The sequence below is a fragment of the Pseudoalteromonas sp. BDTF-M6 genome (genome assembly GCF_018334135.1).
Lineage (GTDB): Bacteria > Pseudomonadota > Gammaproteobacteria > Enterobacterales > Alteromonadaceae > Pseudoalteromonas.
Map to the genome: position 1 here is coordinate 336,779 of NZ_JAGXTQ010000001.1, position 25,294 is coordinate 362,072.

Below are 25,294 nucleotides of genomic sequence, written 5' to 3' on the forward strand. Positions count from 1 at the left end.
TGGTTTTGATACCTTAACGCCACATAATAGAGCGCTGAATTACACAGTGTCGCAGCTTAATCGGAATTTACATGCAGCTTTCGCCAAAATTAACTCAACTTGTTGATGCTTTGCGTTGTTTACCGGGCATAGGCCCGAAATCGGCTCAGCGGATTGCCTTTCACTTATTGGAGCGTGACCGTGAGGGCGGCAGCCAATTGGGGGCTGCGTTAAGCCAGGCCATGGTGGATATTGGTCATTGCAACAGTTGTCGTACTTTTACCGAGCAAGAGCAGTGCGAGCTGTGTGGCAATATTAAACGCCAGGATTCCGGCTTGCTGTGTGTGGTGGAATCGCCCAGCGACGTATTAGCGGTGGAGCAAACCGGGCATTATCAGGGCCTATACTTTGTCTTAATGGGTCACTTGTCGCCCCTTGATGGCATTGGCCCAAAAGAAATTGGCCTGGATGTGCTCGAGCAGAAGCTGGCCGCGGGAGACATTAACGAGGTGATCCTGGCGACTAACCCGACGGTAGAGGGCGAAACCACGGCCCATTATATTGCCGAGCTGTGCAAGCAATACCAGGTGGGTGCCTCACGCATCGCCCATGGCGTGCCTGTCGGTGGCGAGCTGGACCTGGTTGATGGCATGACCTTATCCCATGCCTTTAACGGCCGTAAGCAGGTCACCTTCGACGATTGATTTGCTCTAAAATCCAGCAAAAAGGCGCCTTTTGGCGCTTTTTTCGTTTTTTATCTCTTGAATCCCAACCGCATCACCCCATATACAAGAGCATATCTGGTTATCAACCTACTCAGTTGAACCTGTTTGCTAACGGAGAGAGAAATGACAGCAACATCAGAAAAAGAAACGCTTGGCTTTCAGACTGAAGTAAAGCAACTGCTTAACTTAATGATCCACTCTTTGTATTCAAACAAAGAGATCTTCCTGCGTGAGCTGGTATCGAATGCTTCTGATGCCGCAGATAAACTGCGCTTTCTAGCCCTCGAAAATGGCGATCTGTACGAAGGCGATGCAGAACTCAAGGTGCGTATTAGCGCCGATAAGGACAAGGGCACGGTAACCATTGCCGATAATGGTATCGGTATGACCCGTGATGAAGTGATCAGCGCCTTAGGCACCATTGCTAAATCAGGCACCGCAGAATTTTTCAAAAACCTGACCGGCGACCAAGCCAAAGACTCTCAGTTGATCGGTCAATTCGGTGTGGGTTTCTACTCGGCCTTTATTGTGGCCGACAAAGTAACCGTGCGCACGCGCAAAGCCGGTGAAACGCATGCTATCGAGTGGGAATCAAAAGGTGAGGGTGACTACACCCTGGCCGAGATCGACAAAGACAGCCGTGGTACCGAAATCATCCTGCACCTGCGCGACGATGAAAAAGAGTTCCTGGACGATTTCCGCCTGCGCGGCATCGTCAATAAATACTCGGATCATATCGCCATTCCGGTAGAGATGTACCGTGAGCCGGTGCCAGAATCAGAAGGCCCAGACGGCGAGAAAATCGAGGCGCAACCGGGTCACTGGGAAGCCATCAATAAGGCAGAGGCGTTGTGGACTCGTGATAAGTCTGAGATCAGCGATGAAGAATACCAGGAGTTTTACAAGCACGTAGGTCACGACTGGGAAGAGCCGCTGACCTGGGCACACAACAAGGTGGAAGGTAAAACCGAATACACCAGCTTGCTGTACATTCCTAAGCGCGCACCCTTTGATATGTATAACCGCGAGCGTCAAAGCGGCTTAAAGCTGTATGTACAACGCGTATTTATCATGGATGACGCCGAGCAGTTTATGCCAAGCTACCTGCGTTTCGTAAAAGGTCTGTTGGACTCAAACGATCTGCCGCTAAACGTATCCCGTGAGATTCTACAAGATAACAAGATCACCCAAACAATTCGTAAGGGCTGTACGTCTCGCGTGTTGAAAATGCTGGATCGCATGGGTAAGAACAAACCGCAAGAGTATCAAACATTCTGGGATGAGTTCGGCAGCGTGATCAAAGAAGGTCCGGCGGAAGACATGGCGAACAAAGAAGCCATTGCCAAGCTGCTGCGCTTTGCTTCAACGCATACGGACGAAGCCACGCAGAATGTGTCACTCGAGCAGTACATCGAGCGTATGAGCGAAGGCCAGGACAAGATTTATTACGTGGTGGCCGACAGCTTTGAAGCAGCGAAGAACTCGCCACACCTAGAGATCTTCCGCAAGAAGGGCATCGAAGTCTTGCTACTGAGCGACCGTGTTGACGAGTGGATGATGAGCCACCTCACCGAGTTCCAGGACAAGCAGTTCCAGTCGATCACCCGCGGTGATTTAGACTTAGGCGATTTGGACGACGAAGAGAGCAAAAAGGCCCAAGAAGAGTCTGAGAAGGAAGTGGAAGGCTTGCTTGAGCGCATTAAAACGGCACTGGGCGATAAGGTCAAAGAAGTACGCTTTACTCACCGTCTAACGGACTCACCTGCCTGTGTGGTAGCCGATGAGCACGATATGAGCTCACAGATGATCAAGCTTATGGAGTCCGTCGGTCAAAAGGCACCGGAAACCAAGCCGGTCTTTGAGCTTAACCCTGAGCACCAGCTGGTTAAGCACTTAAACGACGAGCAGGACGAAGACAAGTTTACTCAGTGGTCAGAGGTACTGCTGGACCAGGCTCTGCTTGCCGAGCGCGGCAGCTTAAAAGACCCGGCCGGGTTTGTAACCCGCCTGAATAAGCTGATGCTGGATTTAAGCAAGTAACAAGTAAAAAACCCCAACTTTGAGCCCGAGCTAACCACTCGGGCTTTTTTTATGAGATATCGAGTGATTTCCATAAATTACATAAGATAGACTAGGGGAGTTCTTTTCTAACTAAATGATTTCAAGGATGAAAAATGCAAGACTTTTTGTTAGTTATGATTTTTATAATCTCAGCGCTCATCTATCCAGTTTTTTTTGTTTTTATGATGATGTTTTCGCAGCACTTAGACAAACAGGTGTTTAAAGAGAAAACTCCGGCTTTCTTTAGGTATCTAGCCTTACCACTATGGAGTGATAAATATAATAAGTTTGAAGAACGTTCCCACAAAAAAATTTTATTCTTTTTTATTCCGGGCATCTTGTTAGCGTGTTGTTTTGGTTATGCGCAAAAAGCGATTAAAGACAAAACAGCTTCTTTTTTTGCGACCTTTCTTGCGGTATTAATAGTGCTTGATATCACTCTTATAATAATTAGATAAGCTTCCAAAAGTGCCCATTGGTTGTTGTGGTTTTACTTTGGTTACGTGCCAGAGTGATGAAATAACAGTGACACCTAGATGCCTGTCAAAACAAGGAAGGGCGGATGACAACCACAGAGAAAAGTCGCTATTACGACTTAACCGAGCACAGCGCCGTGAGAGATGACTTGCGCTTCGCTGTGACGTGCGTGGCTAAACATGGGGTGGTTATCGATTGTGGTTGTGGTGCGGGTGCCGACATTGCCTATTTACGCGCACAGGGTTTTACCGTGCATGCCTTTGATATAGAGCCCGAAGCCATTGCGCGTTGCCAAACGCGTTTTAGTCATGACCCGCAGGTTCACCTTAGCCAAGCGAGCTTTTCCAGTTTTGCCTATCCTCAGGCCGACCTCATTGTTGCCGATGCCAGCTTATTTTTTTGCCCGGTAGCTGAGTTCGATCGGGTTTGGGAGAGACTCACTGGCGCCCTGTTGCCGGACGGTCTATTTTGTGGCTCCTTTGTCGGCCCCGAAGACACCATGGCCTCCGAGCACTACAGCAGGGATGCCTATTGGCCCGAGGTTTTGGTGTTGGATGAAAGGCAAATCAAACATAAGTTGCTAGGGTTTGACATACTGCGTTGGCAAGAACACAGGGTATCCGGTGAAACCGCCAATGGCGAGCCGCATCACTGGCATATATTCTCCATGGTGGCGAGAAAATCAAACTAAAGGCGTTGCCAGCGGCGTTGAAACATACACGGCCCATCGCAAGCACTTGCGCACAACATGAACATTGCGCATAGTGGAATTCTATTATCCCCATCATTAAGGCAAGGTATGAATTCGTCTTTACTCGGTGCGTTAGCACTTCTTAGCATGTCTTCTTTTTCGTTATTCGCAGAGACTTCTGCAAACCCAATCGCCATCGCCATTCACGGCGGTGCCGGCACCATTGAAAAGGCACGCTTTACGCCGGAGCAAGAAAAGGCGTATCGCGCTAAATTAAGCGAAGCGGTGGAAGCAGGCTATGCGGTGTTAGACCAAGGGGGTGCCAGCCTTGATGCCATCAATGCGGCCATTAATGTGCTGGAGAACTCGCCTTACTTTAACGCCGGTAAGGGTGCTGTGTACACCTATGAGGGGGAGCATGAACTCGATGCCTCGATTATGGATGGCCGTACCCGTGAAGCCGGTGCCGTTGCCGGGGTGAAGCATATTGAAAACCCTATCGATTTAGCCCGTCTGGTGATGACCAATTCCGTGCATGTGATGCTCAGCGGCGCTGGGGCTGAAGAATTTGCTCAGCAGCAGGGCATGAAGCTGGTGGAAAACAGTGTGTTTGATACCGAAAATCGTTATAAAGCTTTGCTTAAGGCCAAGGAAAAGCTGGATAAGGCCAAGCCGGCCACAAAAGATTACCAGGCCCTGCATCAGGCGCTGCCAACATCATACAAGATGGGCACGGTGGGCGCGGTGGCACTCGATAGCCACGGCAATATCGCCGCTGGCACTTCGACCGGCGGCATGACGGCCAAGCGCTTTGGCCGTATCGGCGATTCACCTGTGATAGGCGCGGGTACCTTTGCCGATAATGCCTCCTGTGCGGTTTCTGCCACGGGGCATGGTGAATACTTCATTCGTTACCAGGTAGCGAGCGATATTTGCGCCCGGGTGCAATACCAAGGAAAGAGCATTGAGCAGGCGGGTAATGAGGTTATTTTTGGACCCATGTTTGAAGCCGGTGGCACAGGTGGGGTGATCATCGTCGATGCCAAGGGAAACATCAGCATGCCGTTTAATACAGCGGGCATGTATCGTGCCAGTAAGAGTAGCAATACCCCAACCTATGTAGCTATTTTTAAAGATGAATAATAACGACGAATTACACTAAAGTAGCTACGCAAAATCCCTGGCGCCAACTATATTTACAATGTTGGCGCTAATAATTTTGGGGGTGCGTATGCAATCTATCAAAGTCGCTGATTACTATAACCACAGACCTGTGACTTTCAAAGCCAATATGTCCATTGAAAGCGCGGTGGAAAAACTACTTCAAAGCTGTCAAACCGGTGGTCCGGTGGTCGACGATCTCGGCACCGTCATAGGTTTTGTCTCAGAGCAAGACTGCTTGCAACAAATGCTTAATTCAACTTATCAAAACGAAGCCCATTGTGTCATTGGTGATGTGATGACCAAGGATCCCTTGTGTGTTTCGCCTGAGCACAGCGTGATGACGCTCGCCGAAAACATGAAGATAGATAAGCCGAAAATGTATCCGGTGTGCGACGAGCAAGGCAGGTTGCTTGGCATAATCACTCGGGCTCATATTTTGTTGGCGCTGGATAAGCACTTACATGACAATTATGCACCTGGGAAACGCTTTGTCTAACGATACACTTTAGAGCAATATTTTGCTAAGCTGGCCGACCATTTTATGCCGTTAATTAGGGGCCTGCGTGTCTGCCAGCAAATCCTTGTATGCCAAGCTCAATGAGTGTTTGAAAAAAGATCAGTTTATACTCAAAAAACGCCTACAAGGGGCGCAAAAAATAACCGACGCCCACAAGCAGCAGGGTGTAATAGCCAAAATAGCCGCCGCTATTGATGCCAGTATTGCCGCTCGCGCCAAACGCCAGGCCGAGCTGCCCAAGCCCAGCTTCCCAGCGGCCTTACCCGTTAGTGAAAAACGCGAAGACATTAAAGCGGCCATCGCTAACCACCAGGTGGTGATTGTTGCAGGTGAAACCGGCTCGGGTAAAACCACCCAGCTACCAAAAATCTGCCTGGAATTAGGCCGGGGTGTCGAAGGTTTAATCGGTCATACTCAGCCACGGCGTCTCGCGGCACGCAGCGTGGCCGCCCGTATTGCTGAAGAGCTAGACAGTGAAATTGGCCAAACCGTCGGTTTTAAAATTCGTTTTAGCGATCAGGTGAGCGAGCGCAGCTATATTAAGCTGATGACCGACGGTATCTTGCTCGCCGAGATCCAAAACGACCGCTATCTCAACCAGTACGACACCATCATTATCGATGAGGCCCACGAGCGCAGCCTGAATATCGATTTTATTCTCGGCTATCTGAAGAATCTCCTGCCCAAGCGCCCAGACCTCAAAGTCATTATTACCTCGGCCACCATAGATCCGGAGCGTTTTTCTCGTCACTTTAACGACGCGCCTATTATCGAGGTGTCTGGGCGTACCTATCCGGTTGAAGTGCGCTACAGGCCGATTACAGAGCTTAGCGGCAGCGACGAGGAACAGGATGAAAACGATCAGTTGCAAGGGATATTCGATGCCGTAGATGAGCTCTACGACGAAGGCCCGGGCGATATCCTGATCTTTATGAATGGTGAGCGGGAGATTCGCGACACCGCCGATGCCCTTAGCAAGCGTAACCTCAAGCATACCGAGATACTGCCTTTGTATGCCCGGTTATCCAATGCCGAGCAAAACCGTATTTTCCACCCCGGTAATAAGCGCCGTATCGTCCTGGCCACCAATGTGGCGGAAACTTCGTTAACCGTGCCGGGCATTCGCTACGTTATCGACCCGGGCACCGCCCGCATTAGCCGGTACAGCTATCGTACCAAGGTACAGCGCCTGCCTATTGAAGCCGTGTCCCAGGCCAGTGCCAATCAACGTAAGGGCCGTTGTGGACGTGTGGAGGCGGGTATTTGTATTCGCCTTTATTCAGAAGAAGACTTTTTAGGGCGCCCCGAGTTTACCGATCCGGAGATCCTGCGCACGAATCTGGCCTCGGTTATTTTGCAGATGCTTGGCCTTGGACTGGGTGATATCAGCCGTTTCCCCTTTGTGCAGCCGCCGGATAGCCGCAATATTAATGACGGTGTACGTTTACTCGAAGAGTTAGAAGCGGTTAAACCGGCAAAGCAACGTAATCAAATCGAGCTCACCAGAATGGGCCGTGATTTGGCGCGCATTCCGCTTGATCCTCGTCTTGCGAAAATGGTGCTGGCCAGTGTGCCGCTTGGCGCCATGCGTGAGGTGATCATCATCACCGCCGCCTTAGCTATCCAGGATCCGCGCGAGCGCCCGCAAGATAAAAAGGGCAAGGCGGACGAGTTACACGGTCGTTTTAACGACGATGATTCGGACTTTATCGCCTTTTTAAATGTGTGGAACTACCTTGAAGAGCAACAAAAAGCGCTGACCAATAATCAATTCCGTAAGCTTTGTAAGCAGGAATTCTTTGCCTATATGCGCATTCGCGAATGGCAGGACATCGTTTATCAGGTATCGACCATCTGCGATGAAATGGGCTTAAAGGATGCGACCAATGAGCCCAGTTTTGAGACCCTGCATCAGGCCCTGCTCAGTGGCCTGCTGAGTCATGTGGGGCAAAAGGACGATAAAAACGCCTTCTATCAGGGCGCGCGCAACAGTCAGTTTCATATCTTCCCAGGCTCTAACCTATTTAAAAAGCGGCCTAAATGGCTGATGTCGGCGGAGCTGGTGGAAACCTCCAAGCTCTACGCCCGTATCAATGCCAAAATCGATGTTGCCTGGCTGGCGTCTCTGGCACAGCATTTGGTCAAGCGCAGCTACAGCGAACCCCATTGGCAGAAAAAAGCCGGGGCGGTCATCGCCTTTGAGCAGCAAACCCTGTATGGCCTCACCATAGTGGCGAAAAAGCGCAGCCAGTATGACAAAATTGACCCGGTAGTCAGCCGTGAAATCTTTATTCGCACCGCCTTGGTGGAGCAGGAGTTAGGCGCCAACGAGTCCTTCTTACAGGTGAAGCGTAAACTCATTGAAGAGGTGCAGGACTTAGAGAACAAGGCGCGTCGTCGCGATATTTTGGTCGACGAGCATACCCTGTACGAGTTCTACGATAAGCACATTCCGGCGGATGTCTGTAACCGCGTCAGTTTCTTGAAATGGTATAAGGAACAAAAGCGCAAAGATAAACGCTTTTTGCATATGAGCAAAGAGGCGCTGATGCGCCACGGCGCCGATGATATTACCGCCGATAATTACCCGGATGTGTGGATGCAGGGCAACCTGGTTTTGCCGCTGCGCTACAGCTTTGAACCGGGACAGGATATCGATGGTGTGGCGGTGCAAATACCCTTGGCACTGCTTAACCAGGTGCAAAGTGAGGGCTTTGACTGGCATATTCCCGCCTTCAGGCATGAGCTTATTTGTGCGCTGATTAAGTCTTTACCAAAGGCCCAGCGCCGAAACTTTGTACCTGCGCCTAACTATGCCGATGCGGTATTGAGTTCGGTGCAGCCGCTGCAGGGTAAGCTGGTGGATGCCCTGGCACTGCGCCTATTCCGTATGACCGGCGCCAAGGTTGAGGCCGAACAGTTCGACTTGCTGAGTGTCGATGAGCACTTACGCATGGCCTTTGAGGTGCGTGACGATAAAAACAAATTGGTTGCCCGTGGTTATGATTTGGATGCCCTCAAAGCCAAGCTGGCAGATCAGGTGAGTGATACCCTGTCTCAGGTGGCCGATGAGGGTATAGAGCGTCAGGGCTTAACCGAGTGGCAATTCGACGCGCTGCCCGAGTCGTACGTGAAGAAACAGGGGCAGTATGAGGTTAAAGCCTATGTTGCCCTGGTGGATAAAAAAGACAGTACCGCCATCGAGTTGTTCGACTCGCCAACCAAGGCGCAAGTGGCCCATCAACAGGGTTTGCGCCGTATGGTACTGCTGAATATTCCTTCGCCGATAAAATACCTGCAGCAAAACCTGCCGAATAAGGCCAAGCTGGGTCTGTACTTTAATCCCTTTGGCAAGGTGCAGTTACTGATTGATGACTGTATTGCCGCCGCCGTCGATAAGCTCTTGGCGGACTTTGGCGATATTCGAGACGCCGAGCAATTCAATGGCGCAAAAGAACACATCCGCGGTGAACTTGGCGACACTGTAGTGGCCATCGCCTTGCAGGTGGAGCAGGTACTCAGTCGCGCCCATGCCATTCATAAGCGTATGCGCGGCAAGGTGGATCTCAGCATGATCACCGCCCATGGCGACATCAAAGCGCAGCTTGAAAGTTTGATTTTTAAAGGCTTTGTCAGCCACCATGGTGCCGATAAAATGGCCGATCTAAGCCGTTATATGCAGGCCATTGAGCGCCGTTTGGAAAAACTCCCAGTGGATCCGAATCGTGACCGTTTGTGTACCTTGGAGCTGGATAAGGTCGCCGAGGCCTATAAAAAATGCCTGGCCAAGCACCCTAAAGGGGAGCCGCAACCCGAGGCGTTAAAAGAAATATTTTGGATGCAGCAGGAGCTGCGCGTCTCTTTATTTGCGCAAACCCTGGGCACGCCTTATCCGGTGTCAGCCAAACGCGTCCTTAATGTTATAAATGAATACCTTAGCAATGGCTAAGCGGCTGTGAGCTTGGCCTAAGGTGAGTTATAATTACAATTATGAGAGCGCATAGACAAGGAGTGAGATAGCGTTGCGTACACAAGATAAAGCTAGGCTACTGGTCGTTGATGATGAGTATTTTAACTTTACCTTCTACACTCATGTATTAGGTGAGCAGTTTGAGTTGAAATACGCAAAGTCAGGTGAGCAATGCTTAAAAGAGGCGCTTATATTTCGTCCCGATGCCATCATGCTGGATGTGTGCATGCCCGGGCTGGACGGCTTCGATACCTGTCGCATATTGAAAAACACGCCAGAAACCAAAGACATCCCTATATTGATGGTGTCTGGACTGGAGTCTGAGGCAGCTAAAAAACACGCCTATGAGGTTGGTTGTGATGCGTTTTTTGTTAAACCTCTGGCGCTGAATGAGCTAATGGAGAGCTTGCAGACACTGATTTAAAGCAGCTTGAGGAGATCCTTATGCTTTATCATCAAGAGCAACGCAACTTCCGGCGCATGTTGGTGGACGCCCACGCCACCGTTGAAGTCAATCAAGGCCACGAGGTGTTTAGCCGAACGGCTATTTGCCACGATTTGAGCGCTTCCGGCATGCAATTATTTCTCGATACCGCCGTCGACCCCGGCGCAACCATCAAGGTCCGTATTCAATCCGCCACCGCCAGCGTGGCTCCCTTAAATGCCCTCACTCGAGTGGTACGCTGTACCCGCGAGGACGATGGTCAATACAGTGTCGGCGTGCAAATGTTGGAAATTAATTAAGTGAGTGCAGGGCTGCACTCACTCAGAGGTGACTAGGATTAGTAAACCTTACACACCAGGCCTTTAAGGTAAAAGCCTTCCGGGTAGGGGCCTGAAATAGGGTGATCGGCGGCCTGATTGAGACGTTCGACAATCAAGAGATCACGGTGCGCGTCCAGCGCCGCATCGGCCACCACTTTTTGGAATAAATTCTGCTCCATCAAGCCCGAGCACGAGAAGGTTAACAAGGTGCCGCCGGGCTTCAGCAATTGCATTGCCAGCATATTGATGTCCTTATAGCCACGACAGGCGCCGGTTAGCTGTGCCTTGGAGTCGGCAAACTTTGGCGGATCCATGACGATAGTGTCAAAGGTACGACCTTGCTCACGATACTCACGTAGCAGCTTAAATACGTCCTGCTTTACAAAATGCGCTTTAGTCATATCCAGCTTATTATGCTCGACGTTGCGTTTTGCTATATCCAGGGCATTTTGTGATACATCGACATTGGTGACTTCCTTACAGCCGCCACGCAGGGCATACAGACCAAAGGTGCCTGTGTAGCAGAAGCAGTTCAGTACTTCCTTGTCTTTGACAAAGCGCTCAAGTGCGGCGCGGCTGTCACGTTGATCCAGGTAAAAGCCGGTTTTATGGCCACCTATGATATCCACTTCACAGGTGAGGCCGTTTTCTTCAATCAGTACCGGGGTCGTTGGAGCGTCGCCTACTAAAGGACCCGTGGTCGGAGCCAGGCCTTCTTTTTTGCGCACATCCACATCTGAGCGCTCGTAAATGGCACAATCAGGGAAGATGCGCTGCAAGGCGGCAACAAGATCGCCTTTATGGCGCTCGGCGCCGGCACTGAGAAGCTGACACACCAGGTAATTGGCGAACTTGTCTATGGTAATACCGGGCAGTCCGTCGGACTCGGCCGCACACAAACGAAAACCGGTTAGACCGCCTTCGGCTATGGTATGTTGACGTGCGTCGAGTGCACGCAGTAGGCGCTGATGGAAAAAATCCACATCGATTTGTTCGCGCTCGTCAAAGCTCCAAACACGGGCGCGGATCTGCGACTCAGGGCTGTACGCTGCGGTGGCGAGGAATTTGCCTTGGCTGTCGTAGACAGTAACTGTATCGCCAAGGGCTAGATTGCCTTTCACTTTCTTTACGGCCTTGGAAAAAATCCAAGGGTGTTTGCGCTTAAGTGATTTTTCGCGCCCAGGTTGAAGATAAATTGCGCCGGCCATAGCAGCTCCTGATAGTAAATTGAGGCGCTATTCTAGGTAGTCGAGGGCCGATACTCAAATTAATTTTGCCAATTGGCTATCATACCAATTCACTTAAGTAGCTAATCATTATAGCGGGCTAAATATCATGCTAACTTTGTTGGAATTTTTCTATGTAGAATAACTACATAAGAAAAAATCCGCCTTGTTATCACATCATTTATCCAGCGCTATCTCTGATCACACACTTAACAGAATTGGTATCAGTCCTTTATTGTCGGTTACAATGACCCTGGCGCTGATTTTATTAGGTGCCTAGTAAGCGTATAGTTAAGCGTAAACCCAGCCAAGCATAGAGCGAGAAACTGTGAATTATCAGGCCCCACTGCTGAGCGAAGCGATGCAGCAATTAGAACTACAATGCCGAGACTTTATCCTTGAATGCGGCAGTGCCGATTCGGCCCATGATATTACCCATATTGAGCGCGTGGTGCAGGTGGCCAAACACCTGTGTGTGCAAGAGCAGGCAGACATGGCAGTGGTGTTGCCGGCGGCCTGGCTGCATGACTGTGTGGCGGTGGCAAAAAACCATCCGGATCGTGCCAAGGCGTCTTTGCTTGCCGCCGATAAGGCGCTCACGTTTTTGCACAGCATCGGCTATGAACAACAATATTTAGAAGGCATTCATCATGCCATTGTGGCTCACAGTTTTAGTGCCAATATCACCCCGGTGACCTTGGAAGCACAAATCGTTCAAGATGCCGATCGCATGGATGCCCTAGGCGCGGTAGGTATAAGCCGTTGCATGAAGGTGGGCGGCGCTATTTGTCGTGGCCTGTATCATCCGAGCGACCCGTTTTGCCAAGCGCGTGAGGCCGATGACGGCAAGTACACCTTAGATCATTTTTTCGTAAAGTTACTTGGCTTGGCCAAGACTATGAATACCCACAGCGCGCGCGTTGAAGCGCAGCAGCGTACCGCGTATATGCAGGACTTTCTACGTCAGCTGGGGAAAGAGATAGGAATGAGCTATGACTAAGGCGCCGCTGTTGCGAGGAGTGCACCATTGTCACCTACAGGTAAAAGACATGGAGCAGGCGTTAGCCTTCTATCGCACTGTGATGGGCTTTGAAATTGTGCCCGAGCTGGAGTTTTGGTATCACCATCAGGACGATGGTCCATTGATGTTGCAAGATCAGGCTAAAACGATTTGCCTGGCATTGTTTATGGGCAACCGCAGCAGCAATGGCATTGCCTTTGCCGCCGATGCTCTGGCCTTTGTTCACTGGGTTCGTCATCTTGAAGAGCAGGGCGTTAAGACTACCTTGGCGGATCATCAGGTTTCTCACTCCCTTTATTTTCGCGATCCCAGTGCCAATATGCACGAGATCACCTGCTTTGAATACGAGGCCGTGCAGAAACTGCTTTAACCTAAGGCAAAGCCTAAGGCGACTCAGGCTTAGCCCATTCACCTAATCGAACTACCCAAGCAACGAAATAAGGCGTTATTGTGCATCAACAAGTGGCAGCCGATGTGCCGATGGACTATCAAATTACTTACAGTGCGAAGCGCTCCACTGTGGCCATTATCATCAAAGCGCAGCAACTGCAGGTCAAGGCGCCAACGGGCACCTGTGAGCGTTTTATTGCCGAGTTTGTCGCCAGTAAACGGGATTGGATTGCCAAACAGCTAGTGCGCCAGGGAGCGCTGCGAAGCTTTAAAAGTCGCCCCCTTGTGGATGGCGCCCTAAGCTTATTCGGTCAGCCTGTGCCCCTGGCGCTTAAAAGCGCCAGGAACAGCTCGGTTAGACAGTTCGATAACCGCATTGAGGTGAGCCTGGGCACTCGGGTTCAACACCAACAGGAAAAAGCCAAGGAGCTGTTATTGGCTTTTATGGCCGATAAGCTAGGGCGCTTTATTGAGTCTCGCTTGGACTATTGGCAGCCGCGTTTGGGCGTACAGGCACAGGGTGTAAAGGTACGTGTCTATAAACGCCGTTGGGGCAGCTGTGATCGTCGGCAAAGATTGACCTTTAATACACTGCTGGCGGGAGCGCCACACTGGGTGATTGATTATGTTGTGGTACATGAACTGGCGCACATTTGTCATATGGATCATGGTCCAATGTTTTGGCACCTGGTTAATCAGCATTACGAGCATACACACAAAGCTAAGGCGTGGCTGCGAGAGCAAGGAGCGAGTTTAGAATTGGAATTTTAATACCAAGCCATGCCATGGTTCGATGCGTTATAGCAGGTTACCGATGAGCTGGGTTTTATTTACTGGAAACAAGTAAGAAAGAAGTGGTGGAGGGAGCTGGATTCGAACCAGCGAAGGCAGTGCCGTCAGATTTACAGTCTGATCCCTTTGGCCGCTCGGGAACCCCTCCACTAAAAATGGATGCGTGCTTATGAAACTTTATAAAAGTGGTGGAGGGGGCTGGATTCGAACCAGCGAAGGCAATGCCGTCAGATTTACAGTCTGATCCCTTTGGCCGCTCGGGAACCCCTCCTAAGCAACGGCGGCGATAATAGCAAACTGAGCATTCAAGTAAAGAAAAAAACTAAAGAAATACTAAATTTTGCCGATAACAGCATAGATATAAATCAGCTTGTCGAAAGTTTATGCAAATCGAGTCGGTGCTCATCAATGAGGCACAATTAGGAACAGCACTTAATAGCAGTCTTACGCAAAGACGTCGTAATGACTTTGCCTTGCTGTTGGCTTCGCTCTCTTATGACGCCCTGGATTTTGCTCAGTTTCAACTGCCTAAGACTCGCAATCAATCTCCCGTTGTTGGCGAGCAGCAGTTGCGTCGTGAGCTTGGGGCAGCAAAGCACAGGCCCTGCGCGCCCCCTCATTATGATGTTGTTTTAACTCAGGGGCAGCGCCAAACCCTGGCGTTGAGTTCCTTAACCAGCCTGCGTCTACAGGACTGCTTGGCGCCCACCCCCCTTGCCATACGTGATGATGCCACCCATATACCCTTGCCCGTTATCACCAATTGTGCGCCCAACGTGCAAGCAAAGCACGGTCAGCAGAGCATGTCGCTTAGTGAAGCACAAATGGATGCCGCCGCATTCTACGACCAACTTAGCGAGATAAAAGCACAAAAGCTGTTTGCCAGCGCATAACACCACGGCATAGGCCATAAATACTGGGCACAGGGCCCAGGGCGTCTATACTCTTTAAGGCAGTATTTAAGGTAGTAAAACTCACCTGAGGATAGTGTTATGAACAAAACAACCGCTCTAGTGCTGAGTGCTTCACTGGCCGCAGTGGCCGGCTCAGCCACTGCTAATGAAGATACACAGGCCCTACTAGAGGATGCCCTGAGCGCCGCGCCGCCGACGTTAAGAGATAAGGTCACGGTGATGGACTGGCAACAAAATGTGTTGCAAGAAGGCACCAGTAATTACACCTGTTTCCCCACACCGCCGAGCCTAAGCGGTACCGCCCCCATGTGTATGGACGGGCCTTGGATGGAGTGGGCCGATGCCTGGACCAATAAAAAACCATTTCAAGCCAAGGCGGTAGGGATTTCCTATATGTTGGCCGGTGACGGTGGCGCCAGTAATACCGACCCGTACGCCGAAGGGGAGACGGAAGATAATCAATGGATTGTTGAAGGTCCGCATTTAATGATTATTATGCCGGACAATGCCTTACTGGATAGTTTGCCCACAGACCCTTATGCAGGTGGCCCCTATGTTATGTGGAAAGGAACCCCCTATGCGCATATCATGGTGCCGGTCGGCCCGAGAGAATAAGTGCTCTTATCAACGCCCAGGCAATACTTGCACGGGCGTTTTTTATTCTAGCTTCCACAGCACTTTTTATATTTTTTACCACTGTCACAGGGGCAAGCGTCGTTGCGGCTGAGTTTGTGCTCCGGCGTCGGCATCAGGGTGCCCGAGTCATAAAGCCACTGACCGTTTTGCTCAATAAAGGTTGAGCGCTCATGAATACAGCACAGGGTATTGGCAAATAGATAGAAGGCTTTAAATTCCACTTCGCCGGGGTAAGTGTTGAGATTGGTGTCGACTATCTCAAGCTTAATAAATTTAGCTGCTTTGGCAAATTCGGCTACCTCGTCGGCCTGATTGTTCTGCAGTGCAGATGCCGAGCAAGTGGCGACCAGATACTCTGTGGCTTGGGTACAAAAAGCGCTGTAGCGCGATTTCATCAGGGTGAGGGGATCGCCAGCGTGTAACCCCCCATCGATATACCGACCACAACAATCGGCATACTGCTTTTCAGACCCACAATAACACATACATGCACTCACAAAGGCAAAAGCAGCATTTTATACCAATTCACTTAAATAGCTAATCGTTCTAGCGGGCTAAATATCATGCTTACGGCGCTCTACCGGAGCACATAGTTAACAGAATTAGTATTAGCAAATTTGCATGGCTTGGGGCAGCGTCGCCTGCTCATCATAGGTGTCGGAGGCAAAACAATATAATTGTGCCTTGGCCTGATGGGTATTGAGTTGCATGGTGTCGAGTTGTGCCAAGGTAACAATATCCGTCCAGGTAACAATGGCGGCAAAACGGCCATTTTGCAGTGCGCAATTGAGCATATATTCGCAATCAACAATGTGTTTACGGCGGATCACTAACAGCTTGCTGGTGTCGATAGAGCAAGAATCTAGCAAGTCGCGGCTGGGGATATGATCCGGTGCAACCAGCAGGGTCCAACCATTACTGCTGTTGTAGCGGTGAATGATTTTTAGCAACTCAAACGATGCCGAGATCTCATCGTCTGTGTGCACCAGGTTGATGGCCGTGGGGTTGTCTTGCTGATAGCTTTTTACGCGTCGAACCGTTGCTGTATGTAACATAATTGCCTCGCTGGGGGTAAAGTGAACGATATACAGTGTTTTATACAGTGTTAATATACAGTAGTTTATACAGTTGTTGGGTGCAAGCTTTTTTTGCCTCTTTTTTAAACTGCGCCTTTTTGTTGGCATTAAAATTTTGCATGGAAATATGAGTGAAAGCCGCTATTTATGCGGTCATTTGTCCGTATTTGTGCTAGCATTGCCGGCTTGTTTGTTAGCTCGAAAAAGACCAATGCTAGAGAGTGTTTTTAAGATCAAAGCGCATGGAAGCTCTGTGAAACGTGAGGTGATTGCCGGTATCACTACCTTTATCACCATGGTGTACATTGTTTTTGTTAACCCAGCGATGCTGGCGGAAGCGGGTATGGATCAAGGCGCAGCCTTTGTTGCTACCTGTATTGCTGCGGCCATCGGCTGTTTTATTATGGGTTTTTGGGCCAATTATCCGCTGGCCTTGGCACCGGGAATGGGGTTGAACGCCTTTTTCACTTATGGTGTGGTATTAGGCATGGGCTATACCTGGCAAGCGGCTCTGGGTGCGGTCTTTATGTCAGGCAGCATCTTTTTACTGCTGAGCCTGTTTAAGGTGCGGGAATGGATTATTAACGCCATTCCCCTGGTGCTTAAAAGAGCCATCGCCACGGGTATCGGTGCATTTTTAGCCTTGATCGCCTTAAAAAATGCCGGCATTGTCGTTGCCAGCCCGGCGACCTTGGTGCAGATGGGCGATATCACCAGCAGCGGTCCGCTGTTGGCTATTTTGAGCTTTTTTATCATTGCCGCGCTGCTGTATCGCGATATCAAAAGTGGTGTCTTGATCAGCATTATGTTGGTTACCCTTGTAGCCCTAGGCCTTGAATTGGTCGAATATCAGGGCATTGTTTCCGCACCACCGTCAATTATGCCGACCTTTATGCAACTGGATTTTGCCGGCGCCTTGGAGCTGTCAATGCTCAGCGTGGTCTTTGCATTTTTGTTCGTTGATTTATTTGATACCTCAGGCACTTTAGTTGCGGTAACGCAAAAAGCGGGTTTAGCCGATGATGAAGGTCGCATGCCACGCCTGGGTCGAGCGCTGAGCGCCGACAGTAGTGCTACTATTGCAGGATCCATGCTGGGTACATCAACCACCACATCTTATATTGAGTCGGTGGCCGGTGTTTCCGTCGGCGGACGCACGGGTTTAACCGCCGTTGTGGTCGGTGTGTGTTTCTTATTGATGATGTTCTTCGCGCCCTTGGCAGCCATGGTGCCTGCCTATGCCACCGCTGGAGCAATTTTGTATGTTTCCATTTTGATGCTGCAAAACCTGAAGCTGGTTGACTGGGACGATATGACAGACGCCATTCCGGTCGCCGTGGTGTTACTGATGACGCCGCTGACCTTCTCGATTGCTCACGGTATTGCCCTTGGCTTTATCGCCTACACTGCGGTCAAGGTGGTCTGCCATAAGGCCAACGAGGTAAGTATCAGTGTGTGGATACTCAGTAGCCTGTTTGTGCTGAAGTTTATCTTCTTATCCTAATTCAGAAAGCCGCTGTTAAGCGGCTTTTTTGTATCTCCGGTGCTGTCCCTTGCTTATTGATGTTGCGCTCGCTGTGCTAGTTTAATAGAACTCACAGAAAGATAGGTGCTTAACTGGCGGCATGAAGTCACAAAACCTGGCTTTATACCACCAAGTGACTGAGCTGCGCGAAACAAACAGGCAGTTAATAAAGTCAATCAACCTCTCAACTAAGAAACACGGCATATCATTGTATTAGCCAAATAATATAGGAAGACAGAGCTACAAAGCGGTTCTCTTAAAACAGTCCTAACTGAGGCTCGCTGAGTTGCTTAAAGTCGTATCCCACAAAAGGTAAGATGGCGTCAGCAACCGGCTTTAGTTGCTTTTCAATGTAATGCTGGTAGTCAATCGCACTTTCCAAGTACTCTTTAGGCTCTGGGCCTTTGACCGTAATTAAATACTCTATGCGGCCACGGTTTTGGTACTGCTGCGGTCGTCCCAGACTGGCGTTTTTCTCATCGGCTATACGCGCAGCTCGAACTTGAGGGGGAATATTTTTTTCGTATTCGTGGAGTCGTCGACGCAATCGCTTTTGATAGGTCAGCATGTCATCAAACTCACCCGCTTGAGTGCGTTCAACCATGTTTCTCACATACCCAGATGGGTCCTGGCCGCGAAATACCATCATATAAAGTTTTTGCTGAAATTCTTGAGCGAGTGGGGTCCAGTCGGACCGCGCACTTTCAAGACCTTTAAATACGATTTTCTCCTCGCTGTCTTTGACCACCAGTCCTGCATAGCGTTTCTTTGACCCTGTCTCTGAACCACGAATGGTCGGCATCAAAAATTTGCGGTAGTGGGTTTCGTATTCCAGCTCCAAGAAAGAGTCGATCCCGAAACCTTGTTTTAGTTCATGCTTCCACCACGCATTTATTTCCTTAACGAGCTTCTTGCCAATTTCATCGGCTTGTTGCTCTGAATAAGTACTATTAAGTGACACAAAAGTAGAATCGGTATCACCATAGATGACTTGAAAACCTTGTTCCTCTATCAGTTGTTTAGTGGTTTTCATGATTTCATGTCCACGCATCGTGATACTCGAAGCCAAACGGGTGTCGAAGAAACGACAGCCAGAAGACCCCAGTACCCCATAGAAGGAGTTCATAATGATTTTTAGGGCTTGAGAAAAGGCGGGCTCATTGTTTTTCTTAGCTAGATCGCGTGCTTGCCAAATATCCTCAACCATTTTCGGTAAGAAGTGTTTTTCTCGATGGAATTGTCCACCTCGGAACCCTTCGATAGCACTACCCGGTGTATTACCCGTTGGCAAGCGCAGTCCTTCTATAAGCCCAAGCGGGTCTATCAGAAATGAGCGAATGATCGCCGGATAAAGGCTCTTGTAGTCAAGGACAAGGACCGAATCATAGAGGCCAGGGAGGGAGTCCATTACATAGCCACCAGGGGAGGCTATCCAGTTTTCAGAGTGCAGGTTGGGTGCCACATAACCTGCACGGTGTAACTGGGGCAGGTAAAGGTTAGTGAAAGCCGCAACAGAACCACCGACGCGGTCTAGCTCAAGCCCGGTTAGGCATGAGCGTTCAATGGCAAAATCGAGTAGATGGGTTTTAGCGAAGATTCGATTAACCAAAACGCAGTCTTGCAAGTTGTACTTAGCCAAAGAGGGCTTATCCGAGCGGAACATGTGATTGATTTCTTCCATTCGGTCGTGAACGTTGTGAATGATCTTACCTTCACCTAACAGCTCTTGTGAGACAGACTCAAGCGACCAAGAGCGGAATTGGTAGGTCGCTGTTTTGAGCATATCAATGCCATCAATCACGACTCGCCCTGGAATGGAAATAAAGCCTTGTTGGTTGTTGTTCGAGCGAAAGAATGCACTGCGCTTATTACGACCAATAGCGAGGGAAATGTTATTCCACTGAGCGCGCGTATCCAATAAGCGGAAATCGAAATCGATAATATTCCAGCCTATGATGACATCAGGATCGAATTGTTGAAACCACTGATTGAGCGCAAGCAGGAGGGCTTTTTCATCGGCAACCCATTGAATTGGTGTTTCCGCGGGGGTTGGTTGGCCAATCATAATCACACGGCTATCTCGCTCGCAATCAAGGCTGATAGAATACAGCACGCCTTTTTCCGAGCATTCAATATCGAGTGAGACTACACACAAACTTGGCTTGAATTGCCCAGGGCGACATTTAGCCGCAGACATATAGTAGTGATTACGACGTGCGACTTGATGCCCGGTAAACTCGATACTGCCTTTAATGAAACGCTCCATCAAATAGCGGTCAGCGAGGCGAATATCACTTTCGTAAGCGACAACGTCATTTTGTTCTAGTAGCTTGATTGCCGTATTGGCATCTGCAAGCGTAGCGAAGTAACAGGCTGCTATCTTGTAATCTTGGAAAGTCTTGAGTGGCAGAGGCTTGAGTTCAAATTTAAGCCCTTGGCTAATGAACAAGGCCCTGGCTTTCTCGGCACTGCTGACTTCGATGAAAAACGTTGGACGCTCACCCTCAATATCCAGCTGCACCGGCCCTTGAGGGGTTGATACCCAGAGTTCGATAATGGTTTTGTTACCTCTGTCTCTTGCTTGTCGGGTTAAAACAAACCCCTGATTGATGTTCAATCGACTTCCTACATTATGTTGCTACTCACCATTATCTTAATCATGGTATCAAAAATCGTTGAACGAAATGGATATTATTTGGATGTGAGCAGGAGATGCGATTAGTCGTTCCGGTGGACCTGCGGCAAATCGCGTTGAAGCAGCTTTGTTTGTATATCAGCTGCTTGCGTCGAATAACCCATTGGTTGTACCTTGCATATTCTCAATAGCCTAAGGGATTAGCCAAGTTAGTTATGAATTATTTGATAGTATTCTTGTGTGCGTTTGTTACTAGCAGCATTCACGCCAAAGAGGGGCCTACCGCTGATGCGGCCTTGCCTCCGGCTTCTTCTTCGCAATTAATCTATGTGCCTCTGAATAAGATAAAAGACCATTCGCCCCTGATCATTGGCGAGACACATGGCACCCAGGAAGTGCTTCTCTTTCTAACCAAGCTCATCAAGAGTGAACAAAGACCCGCCGAATCCACGGCCGTATTATTAGAGCTACCGGCGGACTTAAATCCACTCATTGAGCTGTATCTCAAAGGAGAGTCAGCGCAAGATGCGCTTGTGCGGCATCCATTTTGGCATCGAAAAGTGCAGGATGGGCGAAGTAGTCAGGCCATTGTGGACTTTCTGGAAAGTGTCAAAGTGGCCCGTGATAACGGCGCCGTTGTAGAGGTTTACGGCTACGATAGAAAACGGGATGGTTCACAGCGGCCCTCGCAACAGGGCTTAGAGCGTGAAAACATCATGGTCAATAACGTCAGTGCTTATCTTAAAGCAAATAAAGCGGACACCACCTTTATTGTGACCGGCAGAGTGCATGCCAAAAAAAACTTTGTGTATGTTGGCGATATCCCAAGCCTGGCGAACCAGCTAAGTGATGTACATCGGGTGACCAGCGTAAACATGGTGGCCAACAAAGGAAGCTATTGGGCCTGTTTTGCCCACCCGGTAAAAACCTTTGATTGCGGCGTTAAGGAAATTCAAACTAAAAGCGAATTAGCGGCGCAATACCTCCAGGGGGAGGGGGTGTATTTATTTCCTAAAGCGAGCTCAGACTTTGATGGTGAACTTTATTTTGAGCGCGTGCAATTTTCCCCACCCGTTATCACTTCGCAGCAACAATAAGGGTGATTTTGCTATAGAAAAAGTGCCATTTATTTAGACTAGCTCGTCTTGGCTAATGCCATCACCACTTTTTCTTAGGTGCAAATAACACGTCTAAGTCGTCTTTTTCCTGCTCTTCGCGCTTTTTCCGTGCCGAGGCATTGGATGCCTTTAGATGTGTACTGATCTCATTGAGCAGTTGCTCCAGCTGTTGTTTCTTGGCGTTGACATAGTCATCCTTGTAGCTCAGGGCGCAAATGGTGGCGTAAGCCTTTTCGAAATACTGACGCGCCGAGCCCACCATATTGGCATGACGAGCGGCGTTACCGCGTTTGATCAGGCTTTCAATATTAATCTTCAGTTGCAGGTGCTCAAACAGCTTGTCTTCTTTGGTGAAGGTGGGCGTGTCTATTTTACCCTTACTGTGCTCCGAGCGCAGAATACTGCGCAACTTTTTAATCCCCTGAATAAGGCTGATCAGTTGTTTATCATGCTCGGGTAAGACAAAGGTGTCGCCATTATTAACCTTATCGTCGCTGCCATTGATAAGGCGCTGTTTGGCATCATGAAGGCGGGTTTTTAATTCTTTTGACTGGGGCGACATTTCCACCATGACCGCCAGGGCATTGTAGATACGGCGATACAAAATGGTCAGCAAACTGTTGGAGAGGGGAATATTTACACTGTTAACCAAAGCCTCTTCGGTGTCTTCGATGATTTTCTTTTGCTTGCTCAACTCCTGGCGTCGCAAGGCTTCTTGTTTTTCTCTATGTTGCTGTACGGCGCTGACCCACACCGCAATAACGATTAGCGCAACAATCAACATGATTATGATAGAGGCAATCATGCACAGGCTCTCTTAGTGGTTATTATTCTTTGTTGTGGACCCATGTTACCTAAAGAACCGGGGACGCGGTAGTAATTCAGGTTAAATTCAATAAATAACCTTGCCCCGTTTAACACCCTAATTGAGCGCAATGGTAAGACCTCTAGGGGGTGGAGCTAAATCAACAGTACCGAGCACCAATTAAATATGCTAGCCTAACCCTCCGCAATAGTTGGCTCATTTTTGGCGTTTATCGACTTGTCGTTTTGGCGACCTGGTTTTGTGCATACGCCTAGCGGCGCTTTGAGCGCTGTCCCTAGTGGCCGCTGCTTGTGTTTGTTTTTTAAGTAAAATAATAAAAGAAAGTAAATATCATGAAATTACAGCAGCTAAAGTACATAGTTGAGGTGCTTAATCACAACCTCAATGTGTCCGCCACCGCAGAGAGCCTCTATACCTCTCAGCCGGGGATTTCTAAGCAAGTACGCATGCTTGAAGACGAGCTCGGTGTGCAGATATTTGGCCGCAGTGGTAAGCATTTGACTCATGTTACCAGCGCCGGTAACGACATCATCAACATTGCTCGAGAAATTCTTTCCAAGGTCGAGGGCATTAAAGCCGTGGCCAACGAGCATACCTTGCCGGATCAGGGCAAGCTCAACATTGCTACTACCCATACTCAAGCCCGTTACGCCTTACCCGGTGTGATCCAAGGCTTTATGAACAAGTATCCGGCGGTGTCCCTGCATATGCATCAAGGCACACCACAGCAAATCTCCGATGCCGCCGCTCGCGGTGATGCCGACTTCGCCATTGCTACCGAGGCGCTGCACCTGTATTCGGATTTGGTGATGTTGCCTTGCTATCACTGGAATCGCAGTATTGTGGTAGCCAAAGATCACCCCTTGGCAAAAAAGGCCCATAACCTTACCATCGCCGATGTGGCTCAGTATCCTCTGATCACCTATGTATTTGGTTTTACCGGTCGCTCCGAGTTGGATAAGGCCTTTAACGCCCAGGGTCACGAACCTCATATAGTCTTTACCGCTACCGATGCAGATGTGATTAAGACCTATGTGCGTTTAGGATTAGGAGTCGGTGTGGTGGCTTCTATGGCCATAGATCAGGTGAGCGACACAGATCTGGTCTGTATCGACGCCAGTCACCTATTTGAAGCCAGCACCACTAAGATTGGCTTTAGAAAGGGCACCTTCTTGCGCGGTTATATGTACGACTTTATAGAGCGTTTTGCTCCGCACCTGACTAAGGACAGGGTTGAAAAGGCCTGCTTATTGCGCAACCAGGATGATGTGGATGCCATGTTTGCCAATATTGAACTGCCCATACGCTAAGCGCTCGCGCTATCTTTGGCGCTTTAATGACGCAATAAAAAAGGCGACCTGGGTCGCCTTTTTTATTTGTAACTCGAAGCCGAATTAACACTCGATAATATTAACCGCTAGGCCGCCGCGGGCGGTTTCCTTGTATTTGGTTTTCATATCGTTGCCCGTATCCCACATGGTTTTAATCACCTTATCCAGTGAGACCTTTTGTTCGCCGCTGCCACGCATGGCCAGGCGAGAGGCATTAATGGCTTTTACCGCGCCCATGGCGTTACGCTCGATGCAGGGTACTTGCACCAGACCACCAACCGGATCGCAGGTTAGGCCCAGGTTGTGTTCCATACCGATTTCCGCGGCATTCTCAACCTGAGTTGCGTTGCCGCCCATGATTTCGGTGAGTGCACCGGCGGCCATGGAGCAGGCCACGCCCACTTCACCCTGACAGCCAACTTCGGCGCCAGAGATAGAAGCGTTCTTCTTGTACAAGATGCCGATAGCCGCCGCGGTTAGCAGGTAACGGGTGGCAATTTCCTTATCCACTTCCTTGATAAAGGTGTGGTAGTACATCAGTACCGCAGGCAAAATACCGGCCGCACCATTGGTCGGCGCCGTCACCACGCGGCCGCCGGCGGCGTTTTCTTCATTTACGGCCAGAGCGAATAAATCAACCCAGTCCATGGCGCGCAGCGGGTCGTTATTGCTCTCAACATTGAGCTTTAAGTACAGGCTAGGGGCGCGACGGCGTACCTTAAGGCCACCAGGCAAAATGCCTTCCGTGCGCATGCCGCGCTCGGTGCAGGCCTTCATGACTTCCCAGATATGGAAAAGCTCATCGCGAATCTCGCTTTCATTGCGCAGCGTTTTTTCATTGGCCATCATCAGGCTGGAGACGCTGAGCCCCGATTCCTTACACAGCTCAAGCAGCTCTTGTGCGCTATCAAAGGGATAAGGGGCCGGGTTTTGCTCGCGAATATCCAGTGCCGCCTGCTTTTCTTTGTCGAAGTCTTCATCGCTGACGATAAAGCCGCCGCCGATGGAGTAGTACACCTGAGAGGCGATAATTTCTTTGTCTTTAAAGGCGATCAGCTCCATGGCATTAGAATGCTTAGGCAAGGTTTTACGGCGGTGGAAAACAATCGCCCCTTGTTTGGGAAATTTGACCTGATGCTTTTTATCGAGGTGAATGATTTGCTCTTGCTCAATCTTGTCTAAGATATCCGGTACCGCGTCGGCATCAACGGTTTCTGGATCATAGCCGGCCAGGCCTAAGATCACCGCCTTACCCGAGCCGTGACCGACGCCCGTTTGGCCTAACGAACCAAACAGCTCGGCTTTGACTTCGGTAACGTCCTTAAGCTTACCTTGCTGCTCAAGAGATTGGACAAACAGTCGCGAGGCGCGCATTGGGCCTACTGTGTGCGACGATGAGGGTCCAATACCAATGCTGAACATATCGAATGCACTGATCATATAACCTATTACTCA

23 protein-coding genes and 2 tRNA genes are annotated in these 25,294 nt (G+C 49.6%); 17 read left to right on the top strand and 8 right to left on the bottom strand.

The window, feature by feature from the left end; genetic code table 11:
• Positions 1-71 precede the first annotated feature (71 nt).
• The 9 genes from recR (at position 72) to KD147_RS01570 (ending at position 10,328) form a co-directional block, all read left to right on the top strand.
• Positions 72-683, top strand: a complete 612-nt coding sequence (gene recR, locus KD147_RS01530) for a recombination mediator RecR (protein WP_105212950.1) — start codon at positions 72-74, stop codon at positions 681-683.
• Between the two features lie 144 nt (positions 684-827).
• The gene (htpG, locus tag KD147_RS01535; protein WP_212546637.1) at positions 828-2,744 is read left to right on the top strand and encodes a molecular chaperone HtpG; all 1,917 of its coding nucleotides are present in this window, start codon (positions 828-830) and stop codon (positions 2,742-2,744) included.
• Positions 2,745-2,878: 134 nt separating this feature from the next.
• Positions 2,879-3,223, top strand: a complete 345-nt coding sequence (locus tag KD147_RS01540; RefSeq protein ID WP_212546638.1) for a hypothetical protein — start codon at positions 2,879-2,881, stop codon at positions 3,221-3,223.
• A 104-nt stretch (positions 3,224-3,327) separates the two neighbouring features.
• On the top strand, positions 3,328-3,933 hold the full coding sequence (locus KD147_RS01545) for a class I SAM-dependent methyltransferase (RefSeq protein WP_212546639.1): 606 nt from the start codon (positions 3,328-3,330) through the stop codon (positions 3,931-3,933).
• A gap of 108 nt (positions 3,934-4,041) precedes the next feature.
• Positions 4,042-5,076, top strand: a complete 1,035-nt coding sequence (locus tag KD147_RS01550) for an isoaspartyl peptidase/L-asparaginase family protein (RefSeq protein WP_212546640.1) — start codon at positions 4,042-4,044, stop codon at positions 5,074-5,076.
• Positions 5,077-5,164: 88 nt separating this feature from the next.
• Positions 5,165-5,593, top strand: a complete 429-nt coding sequence (locus KD147_RS01555; RefSeq protein WP_105190259.1) for a CBS domain-containing protein — start codon at positions 5,165-5,167, stop codon at positions 5,591-5,593.
• Between the two features lie 67 nt (positions 5,594-5,660).
• A complete protein-coding gene (gene hrpA / locus KD147_RS01560) occupies positions 5,661-9,563 on the top strand; it encodes an ATP-dependent RNA helicase HrpA (RefSeq protein WP_212546641.1) in 3,903 nt (1,300 codons plus the stop codon).
• A 73-nt stretch (positions 9,564-9,636) separates the two neighbouring features.
• A complete protein-coding gene (locus KD147_RS01565) occupies positions 9,637-10,008 on the top strand; it encodes a response regulator (RefSeq protein WP_105255423.1) in 372 nt (123 codons plus the stop codon).
• Between the two features lie 20 nt (positions 10,009-10,028).
• Positions 10,029-10,328, top strand: a complete 300-nt coding sequence (locus KD147_RS01570) for a PilZ domain-containing protein (protein WP_105255424.1) — start codon at positions 10,029-10,031, stop codon at positions 10,326-10,328.
• Positions 10,329-10,366: 38 nt separating this feature from the next.
• Here KD147_RS01570 and KD147_RS01575 read toward each other — a convergent pair whose 3' ends face one another.
• Positions 10,367-11,557 carry a class I SAM-dependent methyltransferase gene (locus KD147_RS01575; RefSeq protein WP_105255425.1) on the bottom strand — a complete coding sequence of 397 codons (1,191 nt, stop codon included), beginning with the start codon at positions 11,555-11,557 and terminating at the stop codon, positions 10,367-10,369.
• Positions 11,558-11,936: 379 nt separating this feature from the next.
• Between KD147_RS01575 and KD147_RS01580 the strand changes: the two genes are divergently transcribed.
• From KD147_RS01580 to KD147_RS01590, 3 genes are all read left to right on the top strand, one after another.
• Positions 11,937-12,575 (top strand): HD domain-containing protein, encoded by a 639-nt coding sequence (locus KD147_RS01580; RefSeq protein WP_105255527.1) that lies wholly within the window; start codon positions 11,937-11,939, stop codon positions 12,573-12,575.
• Positions 12,568-12,966, top strand: coding sequence for a VOC family protein (locus tag KD147_RS01585; RefSeq protein ID WP_212546642.1), 399 nt, complete (start codon positions 12,568-12,570; stop codon positions 12,964-12,966). The genes KD147_RS01580 and KD147_RS01585 overlap by 8 nt, the downstream gene beginning before the upstream one ends.
• Before the next feature lie 80 nt (positions 12,967-13,046).
• Complete coding sequence (locus KD147_RS01590) at positions 13,047-13,757, top strand: M48 family metallopeptidase (RefSeq protein ID WP_212546643.1); 711 nt, start codon at positions 13,047-13,049, stop codon at positions 13,755-13,757.
• Positions 13,758-13,841: 84 nt separating this feature from the next.
• Here KD147_RS01590 and KD147_RS01595 read toward each other — a convergent pair.
• Together KD147_RS01595 and KD147_RS01600 are read right to left on the bottom strand one after the other, a co-directional pair.
• Positions 13,842-13,926, bottom strand: a tRNA-Tyr gene (locus KD147_RS01595).
• Between the two features lie 38 nt (positions 13,927-13,964).
• Positions 13,965-14,049, bottom strand: a tRNA-Tyr gene (locus tag KD147_RS01600).
• 112 nt (positions 14,050-14,161) lie between these two features.
• Between KD147_RS01600 and KD147_RS01605 the strand changes: the two genes are divergently transcribed.
• Positions 14,162-14,671 (top strand): VC2046/SO_2500 family protein, encoded by a 510-nt coding sequence (locus KD147_RS01605; protein ID WP_212546644.1) that lies wholly within the window; start codon positions 14,162-14,164, stop codon positions 14,669-14,671.
• 99 nt (positions 14,672-14,770) lie between these two features.
• On the top strand, positions 14,771-15,307 hold the full coding sequence (locus KD147_RS01610) for a hypothetical protein (protein WP_105255429.1): 537 nt from the start codon (positions 14,771-14,773) through the stop codon (positions 15,305-15,307).
• A gap of 47 nt (positions 15,308-15,354) precedes the next feature.
• On the opposite strand, the gene KD147_RS01615 is transcribed toward KD147_RS01610, so the two are convergent.
• Both KD147_RS01615 and KD147_RS01620 read right to left on the bottom strand, forming a co-directional pair.
• A complete protein-coding gene (locus tag KD147_RS01615; protein ID WP_105255430.1) occupies positions 15,355-15,813 on the bottom strand; it encodes a YchJ family protein in 459 nt (152 codons plus the stop codon).
• Positions 15,814-15,936: 123 nt separating this feature from the next.
• On the bottom strand, positions 15,937-16,383 hold the full coding sequence (locus tag KD147_RS01620) for a hypothetical protein (RefSeq protein ID WP_105255431.1): 447 nt from the start codon (positions 16,381-16,383) through the stop codon (positions 15,937-15,939).
• Positions 16,384-16,615: 232 nt separating this feature from the next.
• Between KD147_RS01620 and KD147_RS01625 the strand changes: the two genes are divergently transcribed.
• Positions 16,616-17,908 (top strand): NCS2 family permease, encoded by a 1,293-nt coding sequence (locus tag KD147_RS01625; protein ID WP_212546645.1) that lies wholly within the window; start codon positions 16,616-16,618, stop codon positions 17,906-17,908.
• A 277-nt stretch (positions 17,909-18,185) separates the two neighbouring features.
• Here the strand turns inward: KD147_RS01625 and KD147_RS01630 are convergent, their stop codons facing one another.
• Positions 18,186-20,546, bottom strand: coding sequence for a DNA polymerase II (locus tag KD147_RS01630; protein ID WP_212546646.1), 2,361 nt, complete (start codon positions 20,544-20,546; stop codon positions 18,186-18,188).
• Positions 20,547-20,779: 233 nt separating this feature from the next.
• Here KD147_RS01630 and KD147_RS01635 point away from each other — a divergent pair, with 233 nt between their 5' ends.
• Complete coding sequence (locus tag KD147_RS01635) at positions 20,780-21,661, top strand: hypothetical protein (protein WP_212546647.1); 882 nt, start codon at positions 20,780-20,782, stop codon at positions 21,659-21,661.
• A 61-nt stretch (positions 21,662-21,722) separates the two neighbouring features.
• On the opposite strand, the gene KD147_RS01640 is transcribed toward KD147_RS01635, so the two are convergent.
• Positions 21,723-22,487 carry a hypothetical protein gene (locus KD147_RS01640; protein ID WP_105255434.1) on the bottom strand — a complete coding sequence of 255 codons (765 nt, stop codon included), beginning with the start codon at positions 22,485-22,487 and terminating at the stop codon, positions 21,723-21,725.
• Between the two features lie 353 nt (positions 22,488-22,840).
• On the opposite strand from KD147_RS01640, the gene cysB reads away from it, so the two are divergent.
• Positions 22,841-23,818: an HTH-type transcriptional regulator CysB gene (cysB, locus tag KD147_RS01645; RefSeq protein ID WP_105255435.1), complete on the top strand. Its 978-nt coding sequence runs from the start codon at positions 22,841-22,843 to the stop codon at positions 23,816-23,818.
• Positions 23,819-23,902: 84 nt separating this feature from the next.
• Here cysB and KD147_RS01650 read toward each other — a convergent pair whose 3' ends face one another.
• Positions 23,903-25,279 carry an L-serine ammonia-lyase gene (locus KD147_RS01650; RefSeq protein ID WP_212546648.1) on the bottom strand — a complete coding sequence of 459 codons (1,377 nt, stop codon included), beginning with the start codon at positions 25,277-25,279 and terminating at the stop codon, positions 23,903-23,905.
• Positions 25,280-25,294: the final 15 nt, after the last annotated feature.